Source organism: Winogradskyella sp. HaHa_3_26 (genome assembly GCF_019278425.1).
Lineage (GTDB): Bacteria > Bacteroidota > Bacteroidia > Flavobacteriales > Flavobacteriaceae > Winogradskyella > Winogradskyella undariae.
Genome location: NZ_CP058981.1, coordinates 180,964 through 195,709, shown reverse-complemented (window position 1 = coordinate 195,709; position 14,746 = coordinate 180,964). Strand labels below are relative to the sequence as shown.

Here is a 14,746-nt window from a genome sequence, read left to right as displayed (position 1 = left end):
CTTAATTATAACTTGAAAACCGCAAATTTATTTAGCTCTTACAATTGCACATATTTTCGGACATAATGATGAGACTACAGATTTGAAAACGGATGTTTATTTAATACTAGCTGGAGACAGTTCAAAAGAAGCTTTGAAAAGATTCGGAATTGAGGTTGGAAAAGCCGTTACGAAAAAAGCAATTGAAAAGAATATTTCTAAAGAGATTATGAAGAAAATTTGGAAACATATTCCTCAAAAAATAATTACGAAAGCAGGTCAAAAATCTATGACAAGTTTTGTGAAAATGGTTCCTTTAATTGGTGCACCAATTGGTTATGGTTTTAATTATTATGGGACTAGAACACTTGGGAAAATGGCAATCAAATATTATAGTGGAAAATAACTACTTAAAACAAATTACTGTGGTAAAAAACAACTAAAAACTCTTTATTTTTGCAGTAAAGCACTTCTATAAGTATTATCATATATTAAACCCGATTTTGCAATAACGAAATCTTGTTTTAATAAGATTGTTGATAGCAGCACTAGTTTGCTTTATGACCCTATGATTGGTTTAAGTCTTCTAGTTCTTGTTTCAATATGGAACTTTATAGTTACTTTGAGAAACACATCTTTTTTTATTACATTATTTTCTGTTTTATTTCAACGAATAGCATTTTGGTTTGCTATTGCTACGATTAATAAATTATAAAAGCTATTAATCAATCTAAAGGAAAAATGCGTATGGAAGATTGGATGGCTAATTTAATACATATTTTGAATCATAAAATAGACCTTATATCAACTAATAAATCATTAGTGAATGCAGATAAAGGAATTAAATATAAAGTTGATAAAATATTATCTAAGCTATAAACATATGTGTTAATAATTTAACAATATTATTTTATTTACAGCAATAAATAATTAACATTAATTATAAAAAGGACAGGTTTTGTCTGTTTGAAAAGTACTTTTGAAGAACTAAATAAAAGAAAGGTATTTTATATATCATGTTCTAAATTTTTTGAATAGTCATAATTTGAAGCCATAAAATAGGATGTAGGGATCGCTATTTGTCTAAGGGGCTTTAATGGTTTCAAGTTTGACTAGCTTTAAAAACCTCAGCTAATTTATTAGTTGGGGTTTTAATTTTTTAATAAGAATTAAAAAATTAGAACCTTGTTAAGGTTCTGAAATGTGTTTTTAAATACTAGTATAATTAAAGCTTATTCTTTACTGTTTCTAGTACTTTTAAATAATAGTCGCGATTACTAACTACAAAGTGCATGTTAGTTTCACTATTGTTTAATAAATTATAAAACTCTTCGAGCGATACTAATTTTATAGCTTCAACTTCAGAGTCTTGTATTACTAAAGTGTTTAATGGAACGGTTAATTCTGCAATAAATACTTGATGAAATTCATTATCTTGAATTTTACCTTCAGCATAGCTACTTTCATGTAGAAATGTACCTATTTGGGTGAGATCTTTTGGTTCTAATTCTAAACCTAATTCCTCTTTTGTTTCCCGTAAAGCTGCTGTTATAAATGTTTCTCCAGCATCTATATGTCCTGCAGCAGAAACATCCCAAAGCAATGGGTAAATTGATTTTTTGTGAGAGCGTTGCTGTAGTAATATTTCACCTTTAGAGGTGTACAGCCATAAGTGAATGGTATTGTGATACAAGCCTTTAGAATGCGCTTCAGATTTTAGTGCAGTTCTTCCTGTTGGTTTACCGTTTTTGTCAACGATATCTAAAATTTCATCCATAAAATAAAATAGACCTGTCAGGTTATAAAAAACTGACAGGTCTGATATTTTCTATTTAAAATAGCTAAACGTTTCTCCGTCTTCTATTTTTAATAAAGTTTCATAAATTAATTTAATAACATTCTCAACATCATCTCTATGCACCATTTCTACAGTAGTATGCATATAACGCAATGGTAAAGAAATTAAAGCAGAAGCAACACCACCATTACTATAAGCAAAGGCATCAGTATCTGTTCCGGTTGCTCTAGATAATGCAGCACGTTGAAAAGGAATTTTCTTCTCATCGGCAGTATCAGTAATTAAATCACGTAATTTTTGTTGTACAGCAGGTGCATAAGCAACAACAGGACCTTTTCCAATTTCAGCATAACCTTGCGTCTTTTGGTCAATCATAGGTGTTGTTGTATCATGGGTAACGTCTGTTACAATTGCTACGTTCGGCTTAATGGTTTGTGCAATCATTTCAGCGCCACGTAAACCAATTTCTTCTTGTACAGAGTTGGTAATATATAATCCAAAAGGAAGTGTTTTCTTATTTTCTTTAAGTAAACGCGCCACTTCAGCAATCATAAAACCACCCATTCTGTTGTCTAACGCACGACAAACAAATTTGTCTTTATTCAAAATATGAAATTCGTCAGGGTAAGTAATTACACAACCAACATGAACTCCCATTTTTTCAACTTCTTCCTTATCTTTTGCTCCTATATCAATGCAGATATTATCAGGCTTAGGCGCTTGTTCTTTTGCTTTACTTCTGGTATGAATTGCTGGCCATCCAAATACACCTTTTACAATGCCATTTTTTGTATGAATGTTTACAACCTTACTCGGTGCAATTTGGTGATCACTACCACCATTTCTAATAACATAAAGTAAACCGTTATCCGAAATGTAATTCACATACCATGAAATTTCATCGGCATGCCCTTCAATAACCACTTTATATTTTGCTTCAGGGTTTATAACAGCAACAGCAGAACCGTAAGTGTCTGTAATAAATTCATCTGCATAGGGTTTAAGGTAATCCATCCAGATTTTTTGCCCTTCCCATTCGTAACCTGTTGGTGAGGCATTATTTAAATATTTTTCAAGAAAATCGAGTGATTTTTTATTAAGTATGCTCTTAGAAGCCATATGTAGATATTTGATTTATGTAAAAGTAAAAGGATTTATTCAGCTTTAAGAAGCTTTTAGATTTTTTTGTAACAAATTCATCTATTTTAATACTAATAGAATTATAATCTAAAACCATACTTTATGAAGCTTGTAATAAAGAACCTTACCAAAACTTATAAAAATGGTGTTAAAGCCACAGATAATTTAAATCTTGAAATCGGAACAGGAATGTTTGGACTTTTAGGTCCTAATGGTGCTGGGAAATCGTCTTTAATGAGAACCATTGCTACATTGCAGAGTCCGGATTCTGGATCTATTATGTTTGGTGATATCGATGTTTTAAAAGATAAAATGGCTTTGCGTAAAGTTTTAGGTTATTTGCCACAATCTTTTGGTGTGTATCCAAAAATGTCTGCTGAAGATTTACTAGATTACTTTGCAACTTTAAAAGGTATTCGATCTAAATCAGACAGAAAAGCTTTAGTTAAAGAGGTTTTAGATATTACCAATCTTTATGACATGCGTAAAAAACATGTGGCGGGTTATTCTGGAGGAATGAAACAGCGTTTCGGAATTGCACAATTATTATTGAATAATCCTAAATTAATTATTGTAGATGAACCAACAGCTGGTTTAGATCCTGCGGAACGTCATCGTTTTCTAAATGTATTGCGTGAAGTTGGTACCAATTGTACAGTAATTTTTTCGACACATATAGTTGAAGATGTCAAGGAACTTTGTAACGATATGGCCATTTTAAATGGTGGACGTATTTTAAAACAAGCCACACCATCTCAGGCAAGAATAGAATTGCAAGGTCGTATTTGGACTAAAATTATAGATAGAGATGATTTAGAAACGCACGAAGCACAATTCAATGTATTATCTTCTAATTATAACGAAGATAACTCTCTTAATATTCGTGTATTTAGCGAGGAGCAACCTAGTGAAGACTTTAAATCGATTGAGCCACAACTTGACGATGTGTACTTTATTGCACTAAAAGAGGACGAACCTGTAACTGCAGTTTAATCCTAAATCATTAAAAAAAGTACATCTATGTTTTCTACTATATTTTTTCACGAATTAAAGTACTGGTTAAAACGACCAGCGACTTATATATATATGACCATCTTTTTTATGTTGGCATTGTTTATGGCGGCAACTACGGCTGGTATTTTCGATAGTATTACAGCTACAACTGGCTCATCTCGAATTGTAAATTCACCTGTTGGAGTAAATAACCTCTTTAACGGTTTAACAATTTTAATCTTCTTTTTATTTCCATCGATCATTGGTGCTTCAGTAAATAGAGATTTTAAGAGTGAAATGCATTCTATTCTCTATTCTTATCCATTTACAAAAGCAAATTATTTATTTGCTAAATTTTTTAGTGCTATTGTGGTTGTATCACTTATCGTATTTACAATAGGTATCGGTATGTTTATTGGTTTTAGATTGCCTGGTACAAATTCAGATTTGGTAACGGCTTTTAATATTCAATCGTATTTTAATTCGTATTGGCTTTTTATATTGCCTAATATTTTATTGTTTGGCGCTATTGTTTTTGCTGTGGTTACTTTTTCTAGAAATATTGCTGCCGGATTTATAACTGTGATTTTGTTGTTGTTTATTCAAAGAATAACAGATAATTTTTTATACGATCAAGACAGTCGTTACTTAGCATCATTATTTGATCCTTTTGGATCTTCTGCTGTTAGTTATTATACCCGTTATTGGACGGTTTACGAACAAAATGAATTACAAATTCCTATTAAAGAAGTCATCGTTTATAACCGTTTATTATGGTTAGGTGTTGCAACAATTGTATTTGGTATTGTTTTTAAGTTATTTACATTCAGCCAAAACGCAATGTCGTTTTCATTCTTTAAGAAGAAAAAAGGCGAACGTTCTACAAAACGAAACTTTGGTGGTATTACTAAAATCAACCTGCCAAAAGTAGGGTATGATTATTCTTTTATTCAAAACTTAAAAGCCACTTGGAAAATAGCTCATATAGAATTCAAATATATTGTAAAAAGTTGGGCGTTTATCAGTATTGTTTTAGTGGGGCTTATTATTGTTTTAGTTGCATTATCTGAAGCCGGAAGCCAAGTTGGTGCATCATCATACCCAAGAACATGGTTAATGTTACAAGGTGGTGGAGTGTTTGTGATTGCTATTAATATATGTACATTTCTTTATGCCGGAATGTTAGTAAATCGCAGTAAGATTTCTAATATGAATGGTTTAGAAGATGTAACACCAATTCCAAACTGGTCTCTATTTTTATCTAAGTTTATTGCTATTGTAAAAATGCAGATGTTATTACTTTCTGTCATTATGGTTGCAGGGATTTTATTTCAACTTTACAAGGGCTATTATGATATTGAATTAGGTTTATACATTAAAGAATTATTCGGATTAAAACTGATTAATTACATCATTTGGGCTTTTTTAGCTTTAATGGTTCAGACTTTAATAAGAAATCCATATTTAGGCTTATTTGTATTATTAGTCGTTTCTATCGGAATTCCTTTTTTAACTCTTGCAGGTGTAGAGCAGCCTTTATTTAAATATAATGAAGGTTCGGGCTTTAGTTATAATGATATGAATGGTTACGGAGATTCTTTAGCTAGGTATTTAATTTATAAATTCTACTGGGTTCTTGGAGGATTAGTTTTAATGCTTATTGCAGCTTTGTTTTGGGTACGTGGTTTACCAAGTTCATTTGCAGAACGCATTGCAATTGCAAAAGAGCGTTTTAAAACACCTATTGCTATAGCTCTAGTGGTATTTTTAGGTGGTTTCTTAGCGATGGGTTATACTATTTATCATGCTACAAATATTAATAATGATCTTTATTCTTCAAAAGAACGAGAAGAATTACGTGTTAATTGGGAGAAAAAATATAAGAAATACGAAGATTATGCACAACCTAGAATTGTTGCAGTAAACGTTAATTTAGATTTATTTATAGATGAACGAAATTTTGAATCTTCAGGTGAATACACCATGATTAATAAAACCAATAAGGTTATTGATAGCATTTTCTTAAATCATAATGATTACGAGAGTACTTTCAAGTTTAATCGTGAAAACACACTTGTTTCAGAAGATACACTTTATAATTTCGATATTTATAAGTTAAAACAACCAATGCAACCTGGAGATTCATTGATTTTGAATTTTACAGTAAAAAATAAACCCAATACATTGTTTGTTTCTAATTCACCAGTCATAGAAAATGGAACCTTTATTAATAACACACAACTGTTTCCTAATTTAGGTTATAATGGAGGTGAACTTTCAGACGATAAAACGCGTGAGAAATACGGATTAGCACCTAATGAGCTAAGACCACATCCTTCAGATTCTACGGCTTTAGGTAACACCTATATTTCAAAAGATAGTGATTGGATTGATTTTGAAACGACCGTAAGCACAAGTGAAGATCAAATTGCAATTGCACCGGGTTATCTTCAAAAAGAATGGGTAGAAGATGGAAGACGCTATTTTCATTATAAAATGGATAGTGAAATTTTGAATTTTTACGCTTATAACTCAGCTAAATATGAAGTAAAAAAAGACAAATGGAAGGATGTAGATCTTGAGATTTATTACCACAAAGGACACGAGTATAATTTAGAAAGTATGATGGATGGTATGAAGGCTTCGTTGGCTTACAATAGCGAAAACTTTAGTCCTTATCAGCATAAACAACTTCGAATTGTAGAATTTCCAAGTGGTGGTTTTGCACAATCATTTCCTAATACAATTCCTTTTTCTGGTGATGCAGGTTTTATAGCAGATGTAGAAGATAATGAAGATGGTGATCTAAATTATACCTACGCTATTACCGTTCACGAGGTTGCACACCAATGGTGGGCGCACCAAGTCATTGGGGCCGATGTTTTAGGAGCAACAATGTTATCTGAAAGTTTATCGGAATACGTAGCTTTAAAAGTGCTAGAAAAAGAATTAGGTAAAGCACAAATGCGTAAGTTTCTAAAAAAATCATTAGATAGTTACCTTTTTCAAAGAACCTTTGAGCGTAAGCGTGAAAACCCATTAATGTACAATGATGGACAAGGCTATATTCGTTACGAAAAAGGATCATTAGTCTTTTATGCACTTAGTGATTATCTTGGGGAAGAGGTCTTAAATAGCGCATTAAAAACGTATGTTGAAAAAGTAAAATTTCAAGAGCCACCTTATACAACGTCTATAGATATGGTAAATCATATTAAAGCAGTTACGCCAGATAGTTTACAATATGTTATAAAAGATATGTTTGAAACAATTACGGTTTATGACAATAGTATTAAAAATGTAACGTCTACCGAATTAGACAACGGTAAATACAAAGTAGATATTGAATTTGATGTTAGTAAATACAGAAATGATGAAAAAGGAAAACAATTATTTTCTGAAACAGGAAGAGATTCAATCTCATACTTGCCAGAAGGTAAGACGAAACCTATTTTATCATTACCGCTTCAAGATTATATAGATGTTGGAGTGTTTACAGAGCATGAAGTTGATGGTGAGATGAAAGAAAAGCAATTGTATTTAAAGAAACATAAAATCACTTTAATCGATAATAAAATTTCTATTACTGTTGATGAAAAGCCTACAGAAGTAGGAGTAGACCCTTACAATAAATTAATTGATAGAAACTCTGGTGACAACCGTCAGAAACTCTAATTTTATTTTATAAATTTTTAGAAAGACCTTTTAAGTGTAATTCATTTGAAAGGTCTTTTTTTATGTCTTAATTTTAATGATCTTTAAAGCTTCCATATAAATAGAAGATTTTAAATAATATTAATAGGGATTTAAGCTTATAGATTTTAAATATTAGTAATTTTGAATTTGTATAAAATGAAAGATTGGAACGATTTTAGCGTTAAGTAAATTCATGAAATATATTCTTTATATAACATTATTTTTTTCAGTTGTATTAAATGCACAAGAAGAGAATCCGGTAAAGCAAGATTCTACGGCTGTCTATTATATGATTATTGAAGGCGATTCTATACCTGTTACTTCGGTAGATCTTGAAGAAGTTTTAGTATTACCAAAGTTAAGTTTTGCAGACAGAGAAGCAAGAATTCGTTATATCATTTTAAGACGAAAAACCTTAAAGGTTTATCCTTATGCAAAGCTAGCGGCAGAACGTTTAGAAGCATTACAAAACCGATTAGATAGCTTGGAACGTAAGCGAGATAAAAAACGATATACTAAAGTTATTCAGAGGTATATTGAGGATGAATTTTCTGCGGAATTAAAGAAACTTACCAAAACTGAAGGTCAGATTCTAGTAAAATTAATACATCGCCAAACCGGTAAAACAACGTATCAACTTATTAAAGAGTTACGAAGCGGTTGGCGTGCTTTTTGGTTTAATAGTACAGCCAGTTTATTTGATATTTCTTTAAAACGAGAGTTTAGTCCAATAAATGTCGAAGAAGACTATTTAATTGAAGATATTTTGCAACGCGCCTTTCAAGTTGAGCGTTTAAAACGACAAGAACCTGCTTTTGAAATTGATTTTTACGACTGTGTAAATAAATGGTCTAAGCAAAAATCAATACCTCTAAATACAAAAAAACAAAGATGAGAATTCCTACGCAACACGAAGAACAATTAAATACTTGGACGCATGGTTTTGGTGCTCTTTTAGGTATTGTAGCTTTAGTTTTACTAATCTTAAAAGCAGATAGCCTTACACCTTGGAGTCTGTTTAGTGTTATTGTTTATGGGCTTTCAATCATTATTCTATTTTTAGCTTCAACATTTTATCATGGTGTAAAAGGAGAAAAACGAAAACATTATTTTAGAATTGTAGATCATTCTAGTATTTATTTGCTTATTGCAGGGACATATACCCCTGTTGTATTATTACTCTTAAGGGATAGTTTAGGCTGGGTTCTTTTTGCAATAGTTTGGGGTATTGCAGCTTTTGGTCTAATTTTAAAATTGTTTTTTACAGGACGATTCGAAATTTTTTCTACTCTTTTATATTTAGTGATGGGATGGCTAATTGTATTAGATTTTTCTAATGTATCACAAGGTCTTGGTCCAGATGGTATACTTTGGTTGTATGCTGGAGGTGGTTTCTATACTATTGGTATTATTTTTTACGCATTAAATAACATGCTATATAACCATGTTATTTGGCATTTATTTGTGTTAGCCGGTGCAATAAGTCATTTTTTTATGATCTATTGTTATGTATTGTAGGTAAGAAATATTTAAGACTAATTAATCATTACCATAAACAAGATCTATAAAATCTGATTTTTCTATTTTTCCAAAATAATTCTCTATAGATACATTTTCTAAAGCATTACTGATTTCATTTTTATCATAAGGAACACCAATAAGTAAATCTTCTAGATCCGTTACAGGTTGTCTTCCAAAGAAATCACCAAAGATTTTAAATTCTGAAATCAATCCCTTTTCAACAAAAATACGAAGGTCTATTTCTCCAATAGGAAAACGTTTATTTCGTTGAATATTAAATTTAGGAGAACGACCATAATTCCAATCCCATTGATCATACTTCTCTGCTTTTAATTGATGAACCGCTTTCCATTCATCTTCTGTAAGCTTATGGATTTCAAAAGGTTCACTCGCTTCATATAATCCGTTTAGTAATTGATTTTTAAAATCGTCCATAGAAATAGGTGTTTTTAAAAACTCACTAATGTTTGCCACACGACTTCTAACAGATTTATGCCCTTTAGACTGTATTTTACTCATTTTTACCTGAAGCGCTTTTGCAACTTCACTCATGTCTGTATCAAATAATAAAGTCCCGTGACTAATCATACGTTTTCCTGTAGAAAATTGTGCTGTACCAGAAATTTTCTTTTCATCAACCTGAATATCATTTCGTCCTTTAAGCTCTGCAGTAACGCCCATAGCGTTTAAAACACGAATTACAGGAGCCGTAAACTTCTTAAAATTACTAATACTTTTTCCATCATGATTAGTAATAAAACTAAAATTTAGATTTCCTAAGTCATGATAAACAGCACCACCACCAGAAACACGGCGTACCACATGGATGCCATTAGTATCTATATAATCTTTGTTAATTTCTTCTAAGGTGTTTTGGTTACGTCCAATAATAATTGAAGGCTCATTAATATAGAATAATAAATAATCTGTAGAAGAGTCAAAGTTTCTTAAAGCATATTCTTCTAACGCTAAATTTAATTTAGGGTTTGTGTTTCCTTCATTATCTATAAAAATCATAAAGCTTATTTTGGTTTGGTAGCTTCAAAGATAAAGAATTTGTATGGGCTGTTTTAAATAGATTTTAAGTATTTATTGTAATAATTTTTTTGTTCAAACTGTAAAATTAAATAATCAATTTTAGAAGCTCTTTTTTGAATATTTTTCAATTCAAAATATAATAAAAAATAATCAGTAGAATTATCAAAATCAAATTAATGTTAGGGTATTTTTCAGGGATAGATATAAAATTGTTGCAAAAAATACGATTGTTATTTCATTTTATGATATCTGTCATGTTATAAAAACTTAGTCTCGCCTAAATTTGTTAAAAATTAAACATTTTAATTATGAATATATCACATATAGAACATTTAGGTATAGCAGTTGATAATCTAGAGGAATCAATAAAATATTATGAAGATGTATTAGGGTTTAAGTGTTATTCTATAGAAGAGGTTGTTGATCAGAAAGTGAAGACAGCCTTTTTTTTGGTAGGTAATACAAAAATCGAATTATTAGAAAGCACTTCACCAGATGGCCCTATTGGGAAGTTTATAGCTAAAAAAGGACAAGGTATTCATCATATTGCTTTTGCTGTAGATAATGCTACAGAGGCTTTAAAAACGGTAGAAGAAAGAGGGGTTAGATTAATAGATAAAGTTTCTAGAAAAGGAGCTGAAGGTTTAGATATCGGTTTTCTACATCCAAAATCAACCTTAGGTGTTCTTACTGAACTTTGTTCTAAACAAAACTAATCTCAACTAACATAAATTTATAAGTAAATACAATTTTTATGGCAAATCAAGATAAAATTAACGAGCTCATTGAAAAAAGAGCGAAAGCAAAGTTGGGAGGAGGAGAAAAACGTATAGATTCTCAACATGCAAAAGGTAAACTAACGGCACGCGAGCGTATAGATATTCTTTTAGACGAAGATAGTTTTGAAGAATTTGACATGTTTGTAACGCACAGAACAAAATCTTTTGGTTTAGATAAACAAATTTATCTCTCAGATGGTGTTGTTACAGGTCATGGAACAATTGACGGAAGAATAGTTTACTTATTCGCACAAGATTTTACCGTATTCGGTGGTTCGTTATCTGAAACTTATGCCTTAAAAATTTGTAAGGTTATGGATATGGCCATGAAAATTGGAGTTCCTGTTATTGGATTAAATGATTCAGGTGGGGCACGTATTCAAGAAGGTGTTAGATCTTTAGCTGGTTATGCTGAGATTTTTCAACGTAACATTATGGCTTCAGGGGTAATTCCTCAAATATCATCAATATTAGGGCCTTGTGCTGGTGGAGCAGTTTATTCTCCAGCATTAACCGATTTTACTATTATGACAGAAGAAACAAGCTATATGTTTGTAACAGGTCCTAAAGTTGTAAAATCTGTAACAGGAGAAGTTGTAACCGCAGAAGAATTAGGTGGTGCAAAAATTCATTCAACAAGATCTGGTGTTTCCCATTTCTTAGCAGAGAATGACGAAGAGAATTTATTGTTGATACGCAAGTTATTAAGCTATATGCCTTCAAATAACTTAGAAGAAGCGCCTATAATTACGAGTAATGATCCTGTTGATCGTATAGAGGATGCTTTAAATGATATTATTCCTGAAAATCCAAATCAACCTTATGATGTTGTAGATGTTATTTCAATACTTGCAGATAACGGAGAATTTACAGAAGTACATAGAAATTACGCACGAAATATTTGTGTTGGTTTTGCAAGATTTAATGGTCGTCCGGTTGGTATTGTTGCCAATCAACCAAAATATTATGCAGGTGTTTTAGATATTGATGCTTCAAGAAAAGCAGCACGATTTGTTCGTTTCTGTGATGCTTTTAATATTCCTATTGTAACGCTTGTAGATGTGCCAGGTTTCTTGCCAGGAACGGGGCAAGAATATGGAGGAATCATTCTACACGGTGCAAAATTACTATTTGCTTATGGTGAAGCTACAGTGCCTAAAGTAACGATTACACTACGTAAATCTTATGGTGGTGCTCATGATGTTATGAGTTGTAAACAATTAAGAGGTGATTTAAACTACGCATGGCCAACTGCAGAAATTGCGGTAATGGGAGCAAAGGGTGCTGTAGAAGTTTTAGAAGGTTCTAATATTAGAAAAATTGAAGACGACACAGAAAAAGAAGATTACATCCAGAAAAAAGAGGATGAATACACTCATAAATTCGCAAATCCTTATCAGGCAGCAAAATATGGCTTTATAGATGATGTTATTGAACCTAGAAATACAAGATTCAGAATCATTAGAGCTTTAGAATTACTTCAAAATAAAAAAGATGTAAATCCACCTAAGAAACATTCAAACATTCCATTATAATGATAAATATACTATTAACCACAGACCCAATAAGTGAAGGTTACGTTATACTAATTACGGGATTGTTAATTGTTTTTGGTGCACTTGTAACATTAGCTCTTTTCTTTAATTATGGTTTACCCGTAATGCTTTATTTATATAAAATAATTACAAAAGGAAAAGATAAAAAAATCAGTGAAATCGCTGTTAAAGGCGATGAAGATTTTACAGGTGAAATTTCTGCAGTAATCGGAGCTTCAATTCATATGTATTTTAATGAACAGCATGATCATGAAAGTGGAATTTTAACTATAAAACAAGTTAAAAAAACATACTCACCTTGGAGTTCTAAAATTTACGGTGTTCAAAATAAATTATAATATATATGAAACGAGCTTGTTCAAATTCTTTCATTAATAGAAATGATTTATGAGAACAGCATGTGACTGTAAAACCAATAAATAAAACCACATGAAAAGTTATAAATTCAAAGTCAACGAAAACGGATATACCGTTAATATAAAATCACACGAAGATAATATTATCAATTTAGAGGTTAATGGTACGTCTTATGATGTGATAATGAAATCAGATGTTAAAACGACTAAAACACCAACCTTAGTGCGTTCTGCTTCAAAACATCCTGCAGTACCTTTAGATGTTAAACCAAAATCAACGACCTCTAAAATTGTGGCGCCAATACCAGGTGTTATTCTGTCTTTAAATGTACAGGTAGGTGATGTTATTAAAGAAAATGACCAACTATTAGTATTAGAAGCCATGAAAATGGAAAATAATATCGTAGCAGAAAAAGCGGGTACCGTAACAGCTATAAAAGTAACGGTTGGGCAGCAAGTATTACAAGATGCAGTAATGATTGAATTTGAATAGGGGTAAAACTTCTCTTTCATTCAATTAAGAATTATAACCATTAGTTAAAAGAAAAAAAATGAAAAAACTAATAATAATATTTAGTGTCTTGTCAGTCCTGATTTTTATTAAACCAGTACTTGGATTAGGTGCAAATATAAACTCAGTAGATAATGCTACTGTTTCGACAGCTCAAGTTGATATTTCAGAAGATGAAAATGTTTTTGAAGGTGCATTTAAAGGGATCGAGAAATTTTATAATTATACAGGATTTGCAAATGCAACTTCAGGACATATAGTTATGATTTTTATCGGAATCATTTTTATATACTTAGGAATTAAATACGATTACGAACCCTTGTTATTAATACCAATTGGTATCGGTGTTATTATAGGAAATATTCCATTTGTAGCAGGAAATCAAACAGGTATTTACGAAACAGGATCTGTTTTAAATTATCTTTATTTTGGGGTCGTCAAAGGGATTTATCCGCCACTTATTTTCTTAGGGATTGGGGCGATGACAGATTTCTCTTCCTTAATCGCTAACCCTAAATTAATGCTTTTAGGTGGTGCAGCTCAAATTGGTGTTTTTGCTACATTTTTAGGCGCACTTTATTTAGGATTTAATCTTCCAGAAGCAGGAGCGATAGGTATTATTGGTGGTGCAGATGGACCAACAGCTATATTTCTTTCTTCTAAATTAGCAAACGGTGTAAATGTGCTTGCAGATGGTACAACGGTTAAAAATTTAATTGGCCCAATTGCTATTGCTGCTTATTCTTACATGGCTTTAGTTCCTGTAATTCAACCGCCATTAATGCGTTTGTTGGTTTCAAAAAAAGATAGAAAAATTAAAATGAAACCACCAAGAGCGGTAACACAAAAAGAGAAAATGATTTTCCCTGTGGTTGCTCTAATTTTAACTTTATTTATCTCTCCAAGTGCCTTACCTTTATTGGGTATGCTATTCTTTGGTAATTTATTAAAAGAATCTGGTAGAACAGAACGTCTTGCAGAGACTGCAAGAACAAAACTGATTGATATTGTAACTATTTTGTTAGGTGTTACCGTTGGTGCTTCTACACAGGCTGATATATTTATTACTAAAGATTCAATGTTAATTTTTGGACTTGGTGCAATATCATTTGTTATTGCAACTATGGGAGGATTGCTCTTTGCTAAGTTTATGAACCTTTTCTTAAAAGAAGAAAACAAAATAAACCCTTTAATTGGTGCAGCAGGGGTTTCTGCAGTACCAGATAGTGCTAGAGTTGTTCATACAGAAGGCTTAAAATCAGATCCAAGTAATTACTTATTAATGCATGCTATGGCTCCTAATGTTTCTGGTGTTATTGGCTCTGCTATTGCGGCTGGTATTATACTGAGTTTCTTAGGGTAATTAAGAAGACGAATTA

The 14,746-nt window shown here is 31.5% G+C and carries 13 protein-coding genes; 10 read left to right on the top strand and 3 right to left on the bottom strand.

The genetic code is table 11. The annotated features are described in order from the left end of the window. Positions 1 to 25 precede the first annotated feature (25 nt). Positions 26 to 385, top strand: a complete 360-nt coding sequence (locus H0I32_RS00880) for an EcsC family protein (RefSeq protein WP_179313296.1) — start codon at positions 26 to 28, stop codon at positions 383 to 385. 819 nt (positions 386 to 1,204) lie between these two features. On the opposite strand, the gene H0I32_RS00875 is transcribed toward H0I32_RS00880, so the two are convergent. Further along, positions 1,205 to 1,756, bottom strand: a complete 552-nt coding sequence (locus H0I32_RS00875; protein WP_179313023.1) for an NUDIX hydrolase — start codon at positions 1,754 to 1,756, stop codon at positions 1,205 to 1,207. Between the two features lie 51 nt (positions 1,757 to 1,807). Continuing rightward, positions 1,808 to 2,896, bottom strand: coding sequence for a M42 family metallopeptidase (locus tag H0I32_RS00870; protein ID WP_173589144.1), 1,089 nt, complete (start codon positions 2,894 to 2,896; stop codon positions 1,808 to 1,810). A 123-nt stretch (positions 2,897 to 3,019) separates the two neighbouring features. On the opposite strand from H0I32_RS00870, the gene H0I32_RS00865 reads away from it, so the two are divergent. From H0I32_RS00865 to trhA, 4 genes are all read left to right on the top strand, one after another. Next, the gene (locus tag H0I32_RS00865; protein WP_173589143.1) at positions 3,020 to 3,910 is read left to right on the top strand and encodes an ABC transporter ATP-binding protein; all 891 of its coding nucleotides are present in this window, start codon (positions 3,020 to 3,022) and stop codon (positions 3,908 to 3,910) included. A gap of 27 nt (positions 3,911 to 3,937) precedes the next feature. After that, positions 3,938 to 7,585, top strand: coding sequence for an ABC transporter permease/M1 family aminopeptidase (locus H0I32_RS00860; RefSeq protein WP_179313024.1), 3,648 nt, complete (start codon positions 3,938 to 3,940; stop codon positions 7,583 to 7,585). A 214-nt stretch (positions 7,586 to 7,799) separates the two neighbouring features. Then, complete coding sequence (locus tag H0I32_RS00855) at positions 7,800 to 8,501, top strand: DUF4294 domain-containing protein (protein ID WP_179313025.1); 702 nt, start codon at positions 7,800 to 7,802, stop codon at positions 8,499 to 8,501. Further along, positions 8,498 to 9,124 (top strand): PAQR family membrane homeostasis protein TrhA, encoded by a 627-nt coding sequence (trhA, locus tag H0I32_RS00850; RefSeq protein WP_179313026.1) that lies wholly within the window; start codon positions 8,498 to 8,500, stop codon positions 9,122 to 9,124. The genes H0I32_RS00855 and trhA overlap by 4 nt, the downstream gene beginning before the upstream one ends. 21 nt (positions 9,125 to 9,145) lie before the next feature. Here trhA and H0I32_RS00845 read toward each other — a convergent pair whose 3' ends face one another. Further along, positions 9,146 to 10,144: a lipoate--protein ligase gene (locus H0I32_RS00845; RefSeq protein WP_179313027.1), complete on the bottom strand. Its 999-nt coding sequence runs from the start codon at positions 10,142 to 10,144 to the stop codon at positions 9,146 to 9,148. A 329-nt stretch (positions 10,145 to 10,473) separates the two neighbouring features. Here H0I32_RS00845 and mce point away from each other — a divergent pair, with 329 nt between their 5' ends. The 5 genes from mce to H0I32_RS00820 all read left to right on the top strand — a co-directional run bounded on the left by mce (position 10,474) and on the right by H0I32_RS00820 (position 14,730). Further along, positions 10,474 to 10,881, top strand: coding sequence for a methylmalonyl-CoA epimerase (gene mce / locus H0I32_RS00840; RefSeq protein WP_179313028.1), 408 nt, complete (start codon positions 10,474 to 10,476; stop codon positions 10,879 to 10,881). A gap of 38 nt (positions 10,882 to 10,919) precedes the next feature. After that, positions 10,920 to 12,479 (top strand): acyl-CoA carboxylase subunit beta, encoded by a 1,560-nt coding sequence (locus H0I32_RS00835; RefSeq protein WP_173589137.1) that lies wholly within the window; start codon positions 10,920 to 10,922, stop codon positions 12,477 to 12,479. Then, entirely contained in the window at positions 12,479 to 12,838 is a 360-nt protein-coding gene (locus H0I32_RS00830) for an OadG family protein (RefSeq protein WP_173589136.1), read from the top strand. Before H0I32_RS00835 ends, H0I32_RS00830 begins: the two co-directional genes overlap by 1 nt. 91 nt (positions 12,839 to 12,929) lie before the next feature. Continuing rightward, positions 12,930 to 13,349 (top strand): biotin/lipoyl-containing protein, encoded by a 420-nt coding sequence (locus tag H0I32_RS00825; protein ID WP_173589135.1) that lies wholly within the window; start codon positions 12,930 to 12,932, stop codon positions 13,347 to 13,349. Between the two features lie 58 nt (positions 13,350 to 13,407). Further along, positions 13,408 to 14,730 carry a sodium ion-translocating decarboxylase subunit beta gene (locus H0I32_RS00820; protein ID WP_173589134.1) on the top strand — a complete coding sequence of 441 codons (1,323 nt, stop codon included), beginning with the start codon at positions 13,408 to 13,410 and terminating at the stop codon, positions 14,728 to 14,730. Positions 14,731 to 14,746 lie beyond the last annotated feature (16 nt).